General features: G+C 60.8%; 14 protein-coding genes. 9 read left to right on the top strand and 5 right to left on the bottom strand.

Features of this window, described 5'->3' with window-relative positions:
* Nucleotides 1-4: 4 nt before the first annotated feature.
* Genes TR61_RS01175 through TR61_RS01165 form a run of 3 tightly spaced genes read right to left on the bottom strand, consistent with a single transcriptional unit; the run spans nt 5 to nt 3,402 of the window.
* On the bottom strand, nt 5-1,297 hold the full coding sequence (locus tag TR61_RS01175; protein ID WP_050927716.1) for an NAD(P)/FAD-dependent oxidoreductase: 1,293 nt from the start codon (nt 1,295-1,297) through the stop codon (nt 5-7).
* Nucleotides 1,294-2,625, bottom strand: a complete 1,332-nt coding sequence (locus TR61_RS01170; protein ID WP_050927715.1) for a flavin monoamine oxidase family protein — start codon at nt 2,623-2,625, stop codon at nt 1,294-1,296. Before TR61_RS01170 ends, TR61_RS01175 begins: the two co-directional genes overlap by 4 nt.
* 3 nt (nt 2,626-2,628) lie before the next feature.
* Nucleotides 2,629-3,402 (bottom strand): cupin domain-containing protein, encoded by a 774-nt coding sequence (locus tag TR61_RS01165; RefSeq protein WP_050927714.1) that lies wholly within the window; start codon nt 3,400-3,402, stop codon nt 2,629-2,631.
* A gap of 276 nt (nt 3,403-3,678) precedes the next feature.
* Between TR61_RS01165 and TR61_RS01160 the strand changes: the two genes are divergently transcribed.
* The 7 genes from TR61_RS01160 to TR61_RS01130 all read left to right on the top strand — a co-directional run bounded on the left by TR61_RS01160 (nt 3,679) and on the right by TR61_RS01130 (nt 10,877).
* The gene (locus tag TR61_RS01160; protein WP_050927713.1) at nt 3,679-4,800 is read left to right on the top strand and encodes an ABC transporter substrate-binding protein; all 1,122 of its coding nucleotides are present in this window, start codon (nt 3,679-3,681) and stop codon (nt 4,798-4,800) included.
* Nucleotides 4,801-4,871: 71 nt separating this feature from the next.
* Nucleotides 4,872-5,807, top strand: a complete 936-nt coding sequence (locus TR61_RS01155; RefSeq protein ID WP_050927712.1) for an ABC transporter permease — start codon at nt 4,872-4,874, stop codon at nt 5,805-5,807.
* Nucleotides 5,804-6,625: an ABC transporter permease gene (locus TR61_RS01150; protein WP_050927711.1), complete on the top strand. Its 822-nt coding sequence runs from the start codon at nt 5,804-5,806 to the stop codon at nt 6,623-6,625. The genes TR61_RS01155 and TR61_RS01150 overlap by 4 nt, the downstream gene beginning before the upstream one ends.
* Before the next feature lies 1 nt (nt 6,626).
* Nucleotides 6,627-7,730, top strand: a complete 1,104-nt coding sequence (locus TR61_RS01145; protein WP_050927710.1) for an ABC transporter ATP-binding protein — start codon at nt 6,627-6,629, stop codon at nt 7,728-7,730.
* 45 nt (nt 7,731-7,775) lie between these two features.
* Entirely contained in the window at nt 7,776-8,435 is a 660-nt protein-coding gene (locus TR61_RS01140; protein WP_050927709.1) for a TetR/AcrR family transcriptional regulator, read from the top strand.
* Nucleotides 8,436-8,510: 75 nt separating this feature from the next.
* Nucleotides 8,511-10,601, top strand: a complete 2,091-nt coding sequence (locus TR61_RS01135; protein ID WP_050927708.1) for an oxidoreductase — start codon at nt 8,511-8,513, stop codon at nt 10,599-10,601.
* Between the two features lie 3 nt (nt 10,602-10,604).
* Nucleotides 10,605-10,877 (top strand): hypothetical protein, encoded by a 273-nt coding sequence (locus tag TR61_RS01130; RefSeq protein ID WP_157440786.1) that lies wholly within the window; start codon nt 10,605-10,607, stop codon nt 10,875-10,877.
* Here TR61_RS01130 and TR61_RS01125 read toward each other — a convergent pair.
* Nucleotides 10,867-11,433, bottom strand: a complete 567-nt coding sequence (locus TR61_RS01125; protein ID WP_050927706.1) for a lipid-binding SYLF domain-containing protein — start codon at nt 11,431-11,433, stop codon at nt 10,867-10,869. The two genes, TR61_RS01130 and TR61_RS01125, sit on opposite strands and share 11 nt — an antisense overlap.
* 140 nt (nt 11,434-11,573) lie before the next feature.
* Nucleotides 11,574-12,575: a porphobilinogen synthase gene (gene hemB / locus TR61_RS01120; RefSeq protein WP_050927705.1), complete on the bottom strand. Its 1,002-nt coding sequence runs from the start codon at nt 12,573-12,575 to the stop codon at nt 11,574-11,576.
* Between the two features lie 109 nt (nt 12,576-12,684).
* On the opposite strand from hemB, the gene TR61_RS01115 reads away from it, so the two are divergent.
* A complete protein-coding gene (locus TR61_RS01115; RefSeq protein WP_157440785.1) occupies nt 12,685-13,215 on the top strand; it encodes a component of SufBCD complex in 531 nt (176 codons plus the stop codon).
* A gap of 33 nt (nt 13,216-13,248) precedes the next feature.
* Nucleotides 13,249-16,713 carry a transcription-repair coupling factor gene (gene mfd / locus TR61_RS01110; RefSeq protein WP_050927841.1) on the top strand — a complete coding sequence of 1,155 codons (3,465 nt, stop codon included), beginning with the start codon at nt 13,249-13,251 and terminating at the stop codon, nt 16,711-16,713.
* Nucleotides 16,714-16,883: the final 170 nt, after the last annotated feature.

The raw sequence follows: 16,883 nt of genomic DNA, 5'->3' as shown, positions 1-16,883 counted from the left end.
CCGTTTAAACGCCCAGTTTGTCCAGCAGGCGCAGGCGCAGAACTTCGGCCTCCACCATCCATTCGCGGGCAAAGGCGAAGGGCAACGGTTTCAGCGGCGTCAGCGGAAAATCCAGATCCTGTTCGGGCACGCCGCGAGCCCAGTCGGCCATGACCCGGCCCATCGCCGTGGCAATTGCGACGCCCCGTCCGTTATAGCCCAACCCCGCCAGAACACCGGGTTCAAGCAGGTGCAGATGCGGGTAATGGTCCCGCGTCAGCGCCACGAAGCCGCCCCAGGCATGTTGCCACTGGGTGCCTTCAAGCTGGGGGAAAAGCTCCACCGAGATTTGCCGCAGCCAGTCGATCTGCCGCTGGGTCGAGGCATCGCTGTATGTCCCGCGCCCACCCATGATGAAACGCCCGTGGGCGTCCATCCTAAAATACAGAAGCAACCGACGCGCATCCGACAGCGAATTCAGCTGCGGCAGGATCGAGGCGCGCAGATTGTCCGACAGCGGCACGGTTGCCACCTGCACCGATCTTACCGGCAGCACCGATTGCGCCAGCGGGCGGTGGAAGTCACCGGTATAAGCGTTGGTGCCGATGAGAACCTTGTCGGACAGCACGGCCCCCTTTTCGGTGCGCACACGGTATCCTTGCCCATCCCGTGCGAGCGTTTGCACCGGCGACTGACCGTGAAGGCGTGCCCCCGCCGCCTCGGCCGCATTGGCCAGACCCAGGGCATAGTTCAGCGGATGCAGATTGCCGCCGCGCCGGTCGATCAGCCCGCCGATATAGGCAGAAGTGCCTGTCAGTCTTTCGATCTGCGCCGCATCCAGCGGCTCGACCGCCGCGCCCTGTGTCGTCCAATCGGCGGCGAGATCATGCAGGGTCCGCAAGGTCTTGGGCGTATGCGCTGCGCGGATCCATCCCGGGCGCTGCGCATCGCAGGCGATCTCATGCGTGTCGATCAGGGCAAAGACCAGATCGGCGGCCTTGCCAGACATCTCGATCATCCGCTGGCCCTGTTCGCGGCCAAAGCTGCGCAGGATCTGGCCCGGCCCGTCTTTCAGGCCCGGATTGATCTGCCCGCCATTGCGACCCGACGCGCCCCAACCGGGCTGTTGCGCTTCCAGCAGGATCACCTGCGCGCCTGTTTCCGCCAGATGCAGCGCGGCAGACAAGCCCGTGAAGCCGCCGCCGATCACGGCCACGTCGCAGCGCGCCTCGCCCAAGAGCGGGGGATAGTCCGGCACGCGATTGGCCGTGGCGGTCCACAGGCTGTCTGCGATGACCGGGCGTTCATTGGGGATCATGGCAGCGCCTTTGCCAATGCCTTCGCCGTTTTCCGGCCGCTGTTATAGGCCCCGTTTACCAGCGCCGAATAATCCCCGCCCATCGCTTCGCCAGCAAAATAAAGCTTGTCCGCCAAAGGCTCTGCCAGAATGTCCAGCGCCGCCAGTTTTCCCGGTCGCGGCGCGCCATAGGCCCCCAGCGTCAGCGGATTGTCCGCCCAATCGATGGCGATCCCTTTGACGAAATGTTTGCGCGCATGGCTGCCCACATTGCGCACCAGTTCCTCCAGCGCGTAATCGACCACGGCATCATGGCCTTCGGCATAAAGCTCCCAGCCGAAGCGGCCCCCGATATTGCCAAACAGATAATCATGCCCACAGGGCCAGGCCACAAAGTAGCAGGCTCGCCCGGCCTGATCTTCGGGGATGCGGTAGGTGACCCAGTTGTTCTCGGGAATATCCAGACGTGCGCCGTCAAAAAGCAGCGGTACCTTCAACAGCAGACCCATCGGGATATCCTGAACAGCTTCCTGTTTGGCCAGGGGCAGGGAGGGGGTGAAGGCGATGGAACCCGCCGCCAGAACACCGGTTGACACAGTCACCAGACAGGCTTTGGCCGCGATCGTGCCCTGTGCCGTTTCAACCCGCACGCCGGGTCCACTGTAATCGATGGCGGTCACCGGCGCATTCAGGACGATGGGCAACCCTTCGGCCAACGTCGCCACGATGGCGCCAAGGCCTTCCTTGACGATGAAGCTGGGCTGGTCCGATCCCGAATTCCAGTAATCCGCCGTCGACAACTGGTCGAAATCCACGCCGTAATCCATCGCGCCAACCCAGGATTGCACGGTCGCGGAATATGGCATCTCTGGCACCACGGAGGAGGCGGCAATATCCTTTCCCGCGCGCCCGGCATTCGACAGCGCGCGATCAACCGCACCCCAGGCCCTGTCATAGGCGGCCCATTCCGCGTCACTGGCCGGGTTGCCGTCCAGATCGAACAGCGTCGAGCCCGCCGTCGTATGGTTGACCAGGGTAAATCCGCCCCGCCGTCCATAGCCCGTGAACACATTCCCGTCCGAGCCTGAAATCCAGGAACAGCCGATATCCACGGGCTGCCCGAAACTGTGGCTTTCGGTATAGGCGCGCCCGCCGACGCGGTCTGCGGCCTCTACGATCACGAAGGAGACGCCCTGTTTCTTCAGCTCAATGCCTGCGGCCATCCCTGCCGCGCCCGCGCCGATGATCACGACATCGGGATTGCTGGGCGGCGTGCTGGCGAATGCGGGGCGCGATCCGGCCATGGCCAGCCCGGCCAGGACCGCACGGCGTGAAATCTGGGCTGCCATGGTTCAGCCCCCGGGATGGATGCTGGGATCGAGGGCGGCGTAGTACTTCTTGAGATAAGCCAGCACATGCCAGCCCACAGGTGTGCCCGCAGGTATGAAAAAGCACTCACCCGGTTTGAACACGTGCCGGGCGCCATCGGCATCGGTCAGGGTAACCTCACCCTCCAGAACCTGGCAAAACTCGTGATAAGGGAACGGCGCGACTTCGCTTGTGAAGGCAACGCTGTCCCAGCACCCGACTTCGAAATTGCCGTGATCATTGGTGAACAGCACTTTCTCGCGCTGTTTGACCGAACTGTCAGGCAAAATATCGTCATCGGTCAGCGTAAACTCGGGGTCCAAAGCCTGAATGCCGCCTTTGGCACTCAGCCCTTCGGGCGTGGCTGCCCGCGGGTCGGTGTATGTGATGTAGAATTTCTTGAGGTAATCATGCTGCTTCCAGCTGACCGGCACGCCGTTGCGAAAGATCACGCTTTGCCCCTTGGAGCAGGCCACGTTTTCGCCCGAGCCATCGACCGTATCCATCATGTCGAAATGCCCTTCAAGCACATGGATGAACTCGTCGCCAGGGTAGGGGCCAAAGGGCTCCTGCATCGGCGTGGTGTCCCAGACGCCGACGCTCATGCCCAGCTCTTCGTCTTCGAAATATACATGGAGGTTTTGCTGTTCGGGGCGGGTATGGAACTCGTAAGGCGTCAGGTCCATGGGTTTCAGACCGGCGGGTCCGTTGGGCTCAAACCGGATGAGACGCAGCTGGTTTGTCGCAGTATCTTTCATCTTTGGATCTCCTTGAAAGCGCATGCATGCGCATGGCGGTGCGCGCCGGTGCACGATTTTTGAGCGCAGTGCCCAATTCACTTTTCTGAATTGCCAAAAGGCTTGACTCGATTCGGGTGCCGTTTCAATGATTGAATGATCATTCAGTCAAAGGGCCCATGAAAACAAGCCGAATGCCGCGAAATCAGGCAGAACGGACCCCAGCCCCGGTGACGATGACCACACAGGCCCCGAAGTCAAAAGGGGTCGCTGTCCAATAGGGGAGATATAGAACCAATGGATGTTGTCGATCAGTTAGGAGCCGTGCGGGAAGGCAAGCTCAGCCGCCGGAAGTTCACCCAAGGTTTGCTGGCCGCCGGTGTGGCGATGACCACGCTTCCCGTTTCGGCGCGGCGCGCTGCGGCCTCCGGCGATGAGGCCACTTTCTTCACCTGGGGTGGCTATGACATCCCCGAGCTGTTCAAGCCCTACGAGGCCAAGAACGGTGCGCTGCCGAATTTCTCGATCTTCGGCGGATCTGAAGAAGCGCTCACGAAAATGCGCGGCGGTTTCGTGGTGGATGTTTCACACCCCTGCAACCAGGCGCTGCCGCGCTGGGTGGCCTCGGGCCTGTTCCAGCCGATCGATGTAACGCGGTTGTCCAACTGGTCGGATGTGATGCCCGAACTCGTGGATCTTCCGGGTAATGCTGCCGATGGCGGCAATGTCTGGATGGCGCCGTTTGACTGGGGACAAACCTCCGTCACGTATCGCACCGACATGTTCGAGCTGGAAGGCGAGGAAAGCTGGGACATGCTGTGGGACAAGCGCTATGCGAACCGGCTGGGCTCTCTGGCGTCGGGCGCGGATGCCTGGTGGTGCGGCGCGATCAAGGCCGGCGTCGATTTCGCCGATATCGCGACGGACGAGGCGTTTGAGAAAATCGCGGCCGTGATGCGCGAACAACGCCCGCTGATCCGGACCTATACCGATGACACGACAACCCTGGAACAGGCGCTGTCGTCGGGAGAGATGGTTGCGGCCATGACATGGAACAGCTCGGCCACATTGCTGAAATCCGAAGGTGTTCCAGTCAAGTTCGCGGCACCTAAGGAAGGCGCACTGACCTGGGTCTGCGGTGTTGTGATCCACAAGGATGCCCCGAACCTGGATCGCGCCTATGATGTGATCGACTCGCTGCTGAGCGTGGAGTCGGGCAAGTTCATGATCAACGACTATGGCTATGGCCATTCGAACATCAAATCCTTCGATGAATTCGACGCGGCGACGCTGCAGGATCTGGGCCTGTCCAAGAACCCGTTCGAAATCCTCGAAGCGGGTCACTTTCAGCAGCCCCAGTCGCAAGACTGGGAAACCCGCATGAACGAGACGTTTGAGCAGATCAAGGCTGGCTTCTAACCTGCCCATCACCAGCGCCCGCCGCATTCCCGGCGGGCGTTTTTCGTCCCTCAACCCAAGAATTGAGACGAATGGCCGATACCTCGCTTCCCGCCTCTGAAAGTCCGCCGCAAACGCGCCAGTACCGCGCGTCCCGCTTGTCGGGCTTTTTCCATCGAAGCGAGACAGCGCGCGGATATGCGTTGATGTCGCCCACATTGGCGATCATGACAGTGGGAATTCTGGTGCCCTTCATCATCCTCTTGGTGATCAGCTTCTGGACGCGCGACGGCTTTGGCTTCGACACCACATTCACCACCAACAACTATGTCCGCGCCTGGAGCGAGCCGATCTTTGGAGCGCTATTACAGCGGTCTTTCTGGATTTCCGGTGTGGCCACCCTCGTGACGGTACTGCTGTGCTATCCGATGGCCTATTACGTCGCCTTCCACGTGCATCGCAACAAGATGATGTGGATCATCCTGATGACGCTGCCTTTCTGGACCAGCTACCTGCTGCGCGTCTTCGCCTGGAAGGTGATCCTGGGCTATGAAGGGGTGATCAATTCCGGTCTGATGACCGTGGGATTGATCGACCAACCCCTTGAATTTCTGCTTTATTCGCAAGAGGCGGTGATCATCACGCTGGCCCATGCCTGGGCCGCCTTCGCGATCCTGCCGCTGTATGTGAGCCTTGAAAAAATCGACAAATCGCTGCTTGAGGCGGCCACCGATCTGGGCGACGGGCCGGTCGCAAGGTTCTTCCGTATCACGCTGCCCCTGTCGATGCCCGGCGTGATCGCCGCCTGCTTCCTGATCTTCATCCCGACCACCGGCGATTACATCACGCCCGCATTGCTGGGCGGCCCGGACGGCGCGATGATCGGCAATTTCATCCAGCTACAATTCGGGCGGGTGAACAACTGGCCCATGGGCGCGACGCTCTCGATCGTGCTGATGTTGTGGATTTCGCTGATCGCCCTTGTGTTCCTGTTCATCACCCGCAAGGCGCAGGAGAAGATCGCATGAGCGACCACGGCACGTATATCAAGCGCCCGAACCGGCCCTTGCAGATCTATGCGGTGATCTTCCTGATCGTGCTGTACGTGCCGGTCCTGTTCATCCCGCTATTCAGCTTCAACGAGTCGATCTATGTCCGCTTCCCGCTCGAAGGGTTCACTTTCCGCTGGTATAGGGAGCTTTGGACGCGCGAGCCGGTCTGGAATGCGCTGTTCAACTCGATCAAGGTGGGTGCCTGCGTGGCGGTGATTTCGACTATTCTGGGCGTGATCGCAGCCCGTGCTATCACCCGATACCGCATGCCGGGTAAATCCGCCTTGGTGACCTTCATCATGATGCCGCTTGTCATCCCCGGCATCATTTTTGGTGTGGCGCTTCTGGTGCTGCTCAGCCGGATGGGCATTCCGCTGACGCTTTATACCGTGGGGCTGGGCCATCTGATCGTCTGCCTGCCTTTCGCGGTGGCCACGCTGCTGCCGCGCTTTGAAGGGTTCGATCCGTCGATGGAAGAAGCCAGCGCCGATCTGGGCGAAAACGGGTGGTGGACCTTCTGGCGTGTGACCTTCCCGATGGTTTTCCCCGGCGTCGTAGCAAGCCTTCTGCTGACCTTCACCATCTCCTTCGATGAATTCATCATGGCCTTCTTCCTGACCGGAACCGACCCGACCTTGCCCATGTACATCTGGGGGCAGTTGCGCTTCCCGCAGGAATTCCCGTCCGTTTTGGCGCTTTCGTCGCTGATCCTGTTTGTCTCCTTCATCCTTGTCTTTTTCGCCCAATGGGTCGGGCGCATGGGGTTGGATGAGCAAAACCAAGAGGCGCTTTGACATGTCATCCTCTGACGCCTTCATCTCGATCCAGAACGTCAATAAGTTTTTTGGCAGCTTCCAGGCCATCAACAATGTGTCGATGGACATCAAACAGGGGGAGTTCTTTTCTCTGCTGGGTGCTTCGGGCTGCGGGAAAACGACCCTGCTTCGGATGCTGGCAGGGTTTGAAAGCACCTCGTCGGGTGAGATCTATATCGACGGTCAACCCACCGCAGATGTGCCGCCGCATCACCGCCCGGTGAACATGGTGTTTCAAAGCTATGCGATTTTCCCGCATCTGAATGTGGCCGACAACATCGCTTATGGGTTGCGCAAACAGCGGCTGTCCAAGGCCAAGCGGGCCGAGATGGTGGATGAGATGCTTGAGCTGATCAAACTGCCCGGCTATGGCCAGCGCAAGGCCAACGAACTGTCGGGCGGCCAGCGCCAGCGCATCGCACTGGCCCGTGCGCTGATCCTGCGGCCCAAGGTCCTGCTTCTGGATGAACCGCTGGGCGCGCTGGACAAACAGCTGCGTGAGCAGATGCAGCTGGAGTTGCGCGCTTTGCAGCGGCAAGTGGGGATCACGTTTGTTTTCGTGACCCACGATCAGGAAGAGGCGCTAACGCTTTCGGACCGCATCGCGGTGATGTCGGGCGGGCAGGTGCTGCAAGTCGACACGCCTTCCCGGCTGTATGAAACGCCCCGCACGCGAGAGGTAGCCAGTTTCATCGGCAATATGAACTTCTTCCGTGGAACCGTGCGGCGCAACGGATCGGCCATGGGCGCGGTCGAGGCCGAAGGGCTGGGGCACATCCCAGTACCTCTTGAAAACCTGACCAAACCCGATGGCGCCACCGTCCAGATCGCCTTGCGGCCCGAGAAATTTCTGCTTACCGAACACAAGCCGGATGCGGAATTCGCCATTCAGGGCAAGGTCGCCAATGCCGCCTATCTGGGGGAGCGGAGCCATTATTACGTCAGCGTTGACGGGAAAGAAGAACCGATTGCCGTTTCGGCACAAAACCTCGACCGCGTGAACGGAGCGGCCGCAGCCCCCATGGGTGCGCCCATGTGGCTCTCGTGGTCACCCGATGCTGTGGTTGTTCTGGACGCGGATTAAGAAGGGATATCGCCCACCTCTGGGGGAGGAGGGCGCGGAAGTGACATGAACCAGACGCTCAGGAAGCCAAAAGCCGAAGGAAAAGCGCCCCGTCGTACGGAAAGCAAAGAGGTGCGCCGCCAACAGTTGATCGAAGCCACGATCAAATCCATCGCCAAACACGGGATTGGCGGCACCACGATGTCCAGGGTGACCGAATATGCAGGTCTGTCCATCGGCATTGTGAATTTCCATTTCGAAAGCAAACAGAACCTGTTCGAGGAAACCCTGATCCACCTTGCGCGGGAACATCACGACCATTGGTTGAAGGCCTATCGCGATGCGGGGCTTTCCGCGCCGGAAAAGCTGCAGGCGATTGTGGATGCGCATTTCCATCCCAAGATCTGTTCTCAGAAAAAGCTGGCCGTCTGGTACGCCTTCTATGGCGAGGCCGGCCGCCGCAAGACCTATCGGAAACTGATCGAAACCATTGATATGGAGCGGTTCGATATCTCTTTGGCCCTGTGCGAACAGATCCGCGCGGAGGGGGGATATACCGGCCTCTCCGCCCGGCAGGTCGCCAATATGCTCGAAGCTTTCTACGACGGTATGTGGCTTGAACTTCTGACCTATCCGGAGACCTACACGCGCGAGGGTGCGCGCGACCATGTCATTGCATATCTGGCGCAGGTGTTTCCCCAGCATTTCAACATGCCTGGCCCCTGACACGAACCGCCTGTCCGACATCACACACGGTTCGGGCCGCCCCTGACCGGATAATCCCCTGCAGAGTGCTGAAAGATGACCCGAGATCCCCGTTATGACATTCTGTTTGAACCTGTGAAGATCGGTCCTGTCACGGCCCCGAACAGGTTTTACCAGGTGCCGCATTGCACCGGCATGGGCCATCTGAGACCACGCACACTGGCGGCCATGCGCGGGATGAAGGCGCAGGGCGGATGGGGGGTTGTCTGTACTGAATACAACTCGATCCATCCGTCATCGGATGACCTGCCACATCCTTCGGCCTCGCTTTGGGATGACAGCGATGTGCGCGCGCACAGGCTGATGACGGATGCGGTGCACGAACATGGCAGCCTTGCCGGGGCCGAGCTCTGGTATGGCGGGGCGCGCACGATCAACCTGATGACGCGCCTGCCGTCGATGGATGTGGATAGCGTGCCCAACCTGGCCGGCCACCCGTTCCAGACGCGCGCCATGGACAAGACCGATATCCGCAATTTCCGCCACTGGCACAAACGCGCCGCATTGCGGGCGCGCGATGCTGGATTTGACGTGGTTTATGTCTATGCGACGCATGGGTATCTGATCTCGAACTTCCTCAATCCGCGCATGAACACGCGCAGCGATGAATATGGCGGCAGCCTGGAAAACCGGGTGCGCCTGACCCGTGAACTGATCGAAGAAACGAAAGAGGCCGTGGGCGACCGCTGCGCCGTGGCGGTGCGCTTTTCAGCGGATGAAGAGATTGGCGAAGACGGCCATCCCATCCTGGGCGAACGGCGCGAGATGTTTCAGATGCTGGCCGATCTGCCCGATCTTTGGGACATCAATATCGCCGACTATTCGCTGGAAATGGGCGTGTCGCGCTTTGTGAAAGAAGGCGCGCTTGAGCCCTACATGGAATGGGTCAAATCGGTCACCGATGTGCCCGTTGTCACCGTGGGGCGCTTCACGTCACCCGACACGATGGTCAGCCAGATCAAGCGGGGGATCTCCGATTTCATCGGGGCCGCGCGCCCCTCGATTGCTGATCCATTTCTGCCGAACAAGATCAAGGAAGGTCGCCTGAGCGCCATCCGCGAATGCATCGGCTGCAATATCTGCTATTCCGGCGACAGCCTGGGCGTGCCCATCCGCTGCACCCAGAACCCGACAATGGGCGAAGAATGGCGCCGCGGTTGGCATCCCGAGATCATCAGGCAAAAAGCCTCAGACAGCCGCGTTCTGATCGTCGGGGCAGGGCCCACGGGGTTGGAGGCGGCCCGCGCGCTTGGCGCACGCGGCTATGATGTGATGCTGGCCGAAGCCACGCGCGAGTTGGGCGGCCGCGTCACCCGCGAAGCCGCCCTGCCGGGGATGAGCGAATATATCCGTGTGCGTGACTACCGCGCGCAGCAGCTGATCGACCTGCCGAATGTCGAGCTCTTCCGCGAAAGCCGTCTGACCGCGCAGGATGTTTTCGCCGTCGCGGCCGATCACGTCGCCATTGCCACCGGTGCGACCTGGCGGAAAGAGCGGTTCAACGAAGAAATCTTCCTGCCCATCGCCAATGGAGAGGCCCTGACACGGGTCTTCACCCCGGATGACATCATGGACGGCAACCTGCCAGACGGCCCCACGATCGTCTTCGACGGGGAGGGGTATTACATGGCCAGCGTCATGGCCGAACGCATCCGCGCCGAAGGGCATGAGGTGACCTATGTCACTGACAGCGACAGCGTGTCCCGCTGGGCGGGCAATACTTCCGAGCGATGGCGTATCCGGGCGCATCTGATGTCTTTGGGCATCCGGATCGAAACCGCGCAGACGCTGACCGGTTTTGACGGCCAGACGGCGCAGCTGGAATGCGCCTATAGTGGTGCGGTGGCTGATCTTTCAGCCAGCAATGTGGTCATGGTCACGGCGCGCCGGCCCAATGATGCGCTTTATCGCGCGTTGCACGATCAGGCAGGGCCGGAGGGATTGCCCTTCACCCTGGCCAAAATCGGCGATTGCGACGCGCCCGCGATTATCGCCGCAGCGATCTATGCAGGGCACCGTTATGCCCAGGAGTTGGAGGGCCAGATTAATCCGGACCTGCCTTTGCGCCATGATCGCGTGGATGTGGGCCTGGGAACAGATGCCGTTTCACCTGCCAAGTGGAAATAGAGCATGGGTGAGGTTTCGCGCTTAAGAATCTGGAAAACAGGGATAATAGCGGCTGTTGTGACCTGCGGCCTATGGCCTGTGGCTGCGTTTGCCAATGAGAACGCTCAGCCCACGGACACAGTCCAACAACCGGAATGCAACAGCTGCACGGCCCGTCACAAGGCCCTGCAGAAATTGCAGGCTGCCCGCGCTGAACAGGACAATGGGCAGAACACGCTGGCCGTGTTGCCACCGCCAGCGCCTGAAAAAGAAGAAGATGCGCCCGTTAAGGAATGATCCGGGTGTACTTGCTGCCTTCCAGCGTCGCTCCGATCCGCAGACCGGCCTGACCGAACACCGCCGCCAGAACAGGCGAAAGGACGGTGGTGGTATCGGCAGCCAGGCTCGCGCCTTCGTCGCTGATCACATACTCCACATCCGCGCCGGCCGCCCAGCCCGAGGAGCGGCGGAAATCAGACAGCGCCTCTTGTGTCATGAAAAACAGCACATGCGCGTATTGCTGCGCGCCGATCTGCAATCCGCCGGACCCTTTGATGACGGAATAGTAATCCACCGTCACGTCATTTACCCGCAGCGCACCACGGCCATAGGCGCCGCCCAGACCAAGCCCCGCTTCGGTCACCAATGGCATGACCAGAAGACCGACGGCTTTGCTCGAAAGCTCAACGGTGTTGGGATATTGCCGGTACATTTCGGCCAGCGTCGCATCCACGCGCGCGTCGATGGTGGCGGGGCCTGTGGAGCCGATGCCATTGCCGCATGCGGCGGTCACGGTGACGCCAGCCAGCGCCGCAAGGGTGAAGGCCCGCCGGGAAAGGATAGGGGTGGTCATGATATCTCTGCCTGATTTACTGCCTGATTTATCTTTGTGGCCGCCTGTCTTGACGGTCTTGGCGGCAAATATACGCCGATTAACCCGGGCTGTCACCTATATCTGGTAGGTCTTTGGCAGATTTCCGCCTTCCTATGGTATCAGTTGCCGCGCAGCAGACGCGCCACGGCAGGTGCGAAATAGGTCAGGATCCCGTCGCAGCCCGCGCGTTTGAATGACATGAGGCTTTCGACCATCGCCTTTTCGCCGTCGATCCATCCGTTCTGGCTGGCCGCCTGGATCATCGCGTATTCGCCCGAGACCTGGTAAGCGAAGGTCGGCACGCCAAAGGTGTCTTTCACCCGGCGGCAGATATCCAGATAGGGCATGCCCGGTTTGATCATCACCATATCCGCGCCTTCCTGCAGGTCGCGTTCGATCAGGCGCAGCGCCTCGTTCGAATTTGCCGGATCCTGCTGATAGGTTTTCTTGTCACCTTTCAGCGCACCTGACGCGCCAACGGCATCACGGAACGGTCCGTAAAATGCGCTGGCATATTTCGCGGCATAGGACAGGATCATCACCTTGTCATGGCCTGCCTCCTCCAGCGCGCGGCGCATGGCACCGATCCGGCCATCCATCATGTCGCTTGGCCCGATGATGTCGGCACCCGCTTCGGCCTGGCTGAGGGTCTGTTTCACCAACGCCTCGACCGTGCGGTCATTGACGACCTCGCCATTTTCAACAAAGCCGTCATGGCCGTTGATGTTGTAAGGATCGAGCGCCACATCGGTCATCACGGCAATGCCCGGCACCTGGGCCTTGATGGCGCGGGTGGCGCGGTTTGACAGGTTGTCGGGGTTCCAGGCTTCGGCGCAATCCTCGGTTTTCAGCGCTGGGTCGGTATAGGGAAAAAGGCAGATCGCCGGGATCCCCAGATCGCGCGCTTCCTTCGCGGCCTCAACGATCTTGTCGACCGACCGGCGCATCACCCCGGGCATCGAGGGGACGGGTTCCTCAACCCCTTCGCCATCGCGCACGAAAACCGGCCAGATCAGATCGTCCGTGGTCAGGGTATTTTCGCGCACCAGGCCGCGAATGGCTTCACTTTGGCGCGCGCGGCGCAGACGGGCCAGAGGGAAGGGGGCGACAGTCGGTTTCATCGCAAAGGCTCCTTGCACATTTTCCTATTGGGTGGCATGGATTAGCCCCCATCACAAGAGCCGGTCCCACCCGGCCTTGAAAGGCATCTGTGCAACCCAGGTTTTCCGCGTGAATTGGTATCAAGAGCTCTTCGAACTGATCGACATGCGGTCCTTCTCGAACCTGTGGTTCTGGATTGCACTTGCGGTTATGTGGTCATCGGCCAGCCATTGGGTGTTGGGCGTGCCCTTCGACATGGTCGCGCGCGCACGGCGTGACAAATCGGGCCGCGCCGCGGCGGATCTGGTCGCCATTGCGCAGGTGAATGTGAACCGCATCCTAATGATCGCGCGTGTGTCTGGCCTTTGGATTTTCGGGTTTACCTGTTTCATGATGACCGGGCTGGTGATGCTGGGCTGGGTCTATTGGGTGGAATTCGCGCAGGCCCTGTTCCTTCTGACCTTCCCGATCTGCCTTGTGGCATTGCAAAGCCTGCGCACGGCGCAACGGCTTGAACATGAAACCCCTTCGGCGGACGACCTGTGCAAAATCCTGGCCCGCCAACGGCTGGGCACGCAGATCCTGGGCACAGTTTCGATCTTCATCACCTCGGTTTGGGGGATGTATCAGAACCTGTCAATTGGGCCATTGGGCGGTTGACGCGCCCTGCGCGAAACCCATGTGACGATGCAGATGGCTGATCCCAAACATATCCGCGTCGGCGGCGCGCCCGAAGGTTTTGACGCCCGGCTGATCATCGACGAACTGGCACGCGCCAAGGGCCCCGTGCTGCATGTGGCGCGTGACGACAAACGCCTGGCCGCCATGGCCGAGGCGCTGGCCTTCTTCGCCCCCGAAATGCCGGTTCTGACGTTTCCCGCCTGGGATTGTCTGCCCTTCGACCGGGTGTCGCCCAATGCCGATATCTCGGCCATGCGCATGGCGGCGCTGGCGGCCCTGGCCCATGGGGCGATGCCAGACCGGTTCGTGGTGCTGACCACGCTGAACGCGGCCACGCAATATGTGCCGGCCCGCGAGGTTTTGCGCGAAGCGGCCTTCACCGCGCGCGTGGGCCATCGCGTGAATGAAGAGGTTCTGCGCCAATTTCTTGTCCGCATGGGCTTTTCCCAAAGCCCGACGGTGATGGAACCGGGTGATTACGCCATCAGGGGCGGCATCATCGACATCTATCCGCCGGGGGAAGGGGGGCCGGTGCGGCTGGATTTCTTTGGCGACGTTCTGGACGGCGCGCGCCGGTTCGATCCGGCCACGCAAAGAACGACCGAAAAACTGGACGTGGTCGAGCTGGCCCCGGTGAGCGAGATCATTCTGGACGAGGCCGCTGTGACTCGGTTTCGGCAGAATTACCGGCTGGAATTCGGGGCCGCCGGTTCCGACGATCCGCTTTACGAGGCGGTGAGCGCCGGGCGCAAGCATCAGGGGATGGAGCATTGGCTGCCCTTCTTCCATAACCGGCTTGAGACGCTGTTCGATTACCTTCCCGGCGCGACGGTGACGCTGGATGACCAGCTTGAACCGGCACGCATTTCCCGGTGGGAGGGGATCGCCGATCAGTATGAAACGCGCAAGCTGGCGTTGGAGAACAAATCCCGGCTGGACAGCGTTTACAAACCCGTCCCGCCGGGCGTGCTCTATCTCGATGAGGCGGCCTGGGACAAAGCCGTGGACGGGGTGCGGGTGCTGCAGTTCTCGGCCCTGCCACAGGCCGGCGGTCCGGGGGTGATTGACGCGGGCGGGCGCATCGGACGGAACTTCGCGCCTGAGCGGCAGCAAGAAAATCTGAGCCTTTTCGGGGCTTTGGCGGATCATGTGAAAGCGCGGCTCGAGAAGGGCCCGGTGGTGATTGCAAGCTATTCCGAAGGCGCGCGGGAGCGGCTGTCGGGCCTGATCGAGGATGAGGGCCTGGCTGAGGCCATTGCAATCCCGAACGGCACGCGCATCGGGAAGCGCGGTCTGCATCTGGCCGTCTGGGCGCTGGAACACGGGTTCGAAACGCCCGAAATGACCGTGATCAGCGAACAGGATGTGCTGGGCGACAGGCTGATCCGTGCGCCGAAGAAACGCCGCAAGGCAGAGAATTTCCTGACCGAAGCGCAATCGCTGTCACCCGGCGATCTTGTGGTGCATGTTGATCACGGGATCGGCCGGTATCGCGGTATGGAGGTGGTGACGGCGGCAGGCGCTGCGCATGAGTGTCTTTTGCTGGAATACGCCGAAGACTCAAAGCTTTACCTGCCGGTCGAGAATATCGAGCTACTCTCCAAATACGGGCATGAGGAAGGTCTTCTGGACCGGCTGGGCGGGGGCGCGTGGCAGGCCAAGAAAGCCAAGCTGAAAGAGCGCATCCGCGAGATGGCCGACAGGCTGATCCGCGTCGCCGCCGAGCGCGCCTTGCGCCGCGCCCCGGTCCTGGAGCCCGAGCATCACGCCTGGGAGGCGTTTTCCGCGCGGTTCCCCTATCAAGAGACGGACGACCAACTGAGCGCGATTTCCGACGTGCTGGAGGACATGTCCGCCGGGCAGCCGATGGACCGGCTGGTTTGCGGCGATGTGGGCTTTGGCAAGACCGAAGTGGCCATGCGCGCGGCCTTCGTGGCGGCGATGTCGGGCATGCAGGTCGCGGTGATTGCGCCGACGACCCTGCTGGCGCGCCAGCACTATGCCAGTTTCGCCGACCGCTTCCGGGGCTTTCCCGTTCGCGTCCGGCAACTCAGCCGGTTTGTGTCGGCCAAGGACGCCGCGGCCACGCGCAAGGGCATGGCCGATGGCACCGTCGATATCGTCATCGGCACCCATGCCCTTCTGGCCAAAGGCATCTCGTTCAAGTCATTGGGCCTGCTGATCATTGACGAGGAACAGCATTTCGGTGTGGCCCATAAGGAGCGGCTGAAACAACTGCGATCAGACATTCACGTTCTGACCCTTACCGCGACGCCCATCCCGCGGACCCTGCAACTGAGCCTGACGGGCGTGCGCGATCTGTCGATTATCGGCACGCCGCCTGTCGACCGGCTGGCCATTCGTACCTATGTCAGCCCGTTCGATGCAGTGACCATACGCGAGGCGTTGTTAAGAGAGCATTACCGGGGCGGTCAAAGTTTCTATGTCGTGCCGCGCATCACCGATCTGCCTGAAATCGAAGAGTTTTTGCGCGAACAGGTCCCAGAGGTCAGCGTGATCACCGCCCATGGTCAGATGGCCGCCGGTGAGCTGGATGACCGGATGAACGCCTTTTACGACGGCAAATATGACGTGCTTCTGGCGACGACGATCGTGGAATCGGGTCTGGATATCCCGACTGCCAACACGATGATTGTGCATCGCGCGGATATGTTCGGACTGGCGCAGCTTTATCAGATCCGGGGCAGGGTCGGACGCTCGAAAACGCGGGCATATGCGTATTTGACGACGAAACCGCGCGCGAAACTGACACCAGCTGCGGAAAAACGGCTTCGCGTATTGGGCTCTCTCGATACGTTGGGGGCGGGGTTCACGCTGGCCTCGCAAGACCTCGACATCCGCGGGGCGGGCAACCTGCTGGGCGAGGAACAGTCGGGCCAGATGCGCGATGTGGGCTATGAGCTCTACCAGTCGATGCTGGAAGAGGCGATTGCCAAGATCAAGGCAGGCGAGTTGGAAGGGCTAAGCGATGCCGACGATCAATGGGCCCCGCAGATCAATCTGGGCGTGCCGGTCCTGATCCCCGAAGATTATGTCCCCGATCTGGATGTGCGGCTGGGATTGTACAGGCGCCTCAGCAGCTTGTCGTCCAAAGTTGAACTGGAAGGCTTTGCCGCCGAGCTGATCGACCGCTTTGGGAAACTGCCGCGCGAGGTGAACACGCTGATGCTGGTCGTGCGCATCAAGGCGATGTGCAAGAAGGCCGGGATCTCCAAGCTGGATGGCGGGCCGAAAGGCGCGACGATCCAGTTCCACAACGACAAATTCGCCTCGCCCGAAGGGTTGGTGGAATTCATCCAGGCGCAGAAAGGACTGGCCAAGGTCAAGGACAACAAGATCGTGGTCCGGCGCGACTGGAAGAACGATGCCGACAAGATCAAGGGCGCCTTTGCCATCGCCCGGGATCTGGCAGAGAAGGTGGTCGCCAAGAAGAAAAAGGCGCAGAAAACGGGCTGAAAACACTGTGCACAATCTGTGCATCAGGCGCGCACCGACTGTGCTGCTTTTGACGCGCAACTGCCGCCGGCGACGGGCGGCTCTGTCAATACGTCGCAATAGGCATCTGGATCTTGCATTCCCGTTTAAGCTGAAATCTGCTTTGACCGATACTGCCAAAATCAAAGGAG

Source organism: Aestuariivita boseongensis (assembly GCF_001262635.1).
GTDB lineage: Bacteria > Pseudomonadota > Alphaproteobacteria > Rhodobacterales > Rhodobacteraceae > Aestuariivita > Aestuariivita boseongensis.
Note: the sequence above shows the minus strand (reverse complement) of the source record. Positions and strands in the feature narration are given on the sequence as shown.

Bases quoted from the DNA above. Each gene is read 5' to 3' on its own strand.
- TR61_RS01175 (WP_050927716.1), bottom strand. From the start codon at position 1,297: ATGATCCCCAATGAACGCCCGGTCATCGCAGACAGCCTGTGGACCGCC.
- TR61_RS01170 (WP_050927715.1), bottom strand. From the start codon at position 2,625: ATGGCAGCCCAGATTTCACGCCGTGCGGTCCTGGCCGGGCTGGCCATG.
- TR61_RS01165 (WP_050927714.1), bottom strand. From the start codon at position 3,402: ATGAAAGATACTGCGACAAACCAGCTGCGTCTCATCCGGTTTGAGCCC.
- TR61_RS01160 (WP_050927713.1), top strand. From the start codon at position 3,679: ATGGATGTTGTCGATCAGTTAGGAGCCGTGCGGGAAGGCAAGCTCAGC.
- TR61_RS01155 (WP_050927712.1), top strand. From the start codon at position 4,872: ATGGCCGATACCTCGCTTCCCGCCTCTGAAAGTCCGCCGCAAACGCGC.
- TR61_RS01150 (WP_050927711.1), top strand. From the start codon at position 5,804: ATGAGCGACCACGGCACGTATATCAAGCGCCCGAACCGGCCCTTGCAG.
- TR61_RS01145 (WP_050927710.1), top strand. From the start codon at position 6,627: ATGTCATCCTCTGACGCCTTCATCTCGATCCAGAACGTCAATAAGTTT.
- TR61_RS01140 (WP_050927709.1), top strand. From the start codon at position 7,776: ATGAACCAGACGCTCAGGAAGCCAAAAGCCGAAGGAAAAGCGCCCCGT.
- TR61_RS01135 (WP_050927708.1), top strand. From the start codon at position 8,511: ATGACCCGAGATCCCCGTTATGACATTCTGTTTGAACCTGTGAAGATC.
- TR61_RS01130 (WP_157440786.1), top strand. From the start codon at position 10,605: ATGGGTGAGGTTTCGCGCTTAAGAATCTGGAAAACAGGGATAATAGCG.
- TR61_RS01125 (WP_050927706.1), bottom strand. From the start codon at position 11,433: ATGACCACCCCTATCCTTTCCCGGCGGGCCTTCACCCTTGCGGCGCTG.
- hemB (WP_050927705.1), bottom strand. From the start codon at position 12,575: ATGAAACCGACTGTCGCCCCCTTCCCTCTGGCCCGTCTGCGCCGCGCG.
- mfd (WP_050927841.1), top strand. From the start codon at position 13,249: ATGGCTGATCCCAAACATATCCGCGTCGGCGGCGCGCCCGAAGGTTTT.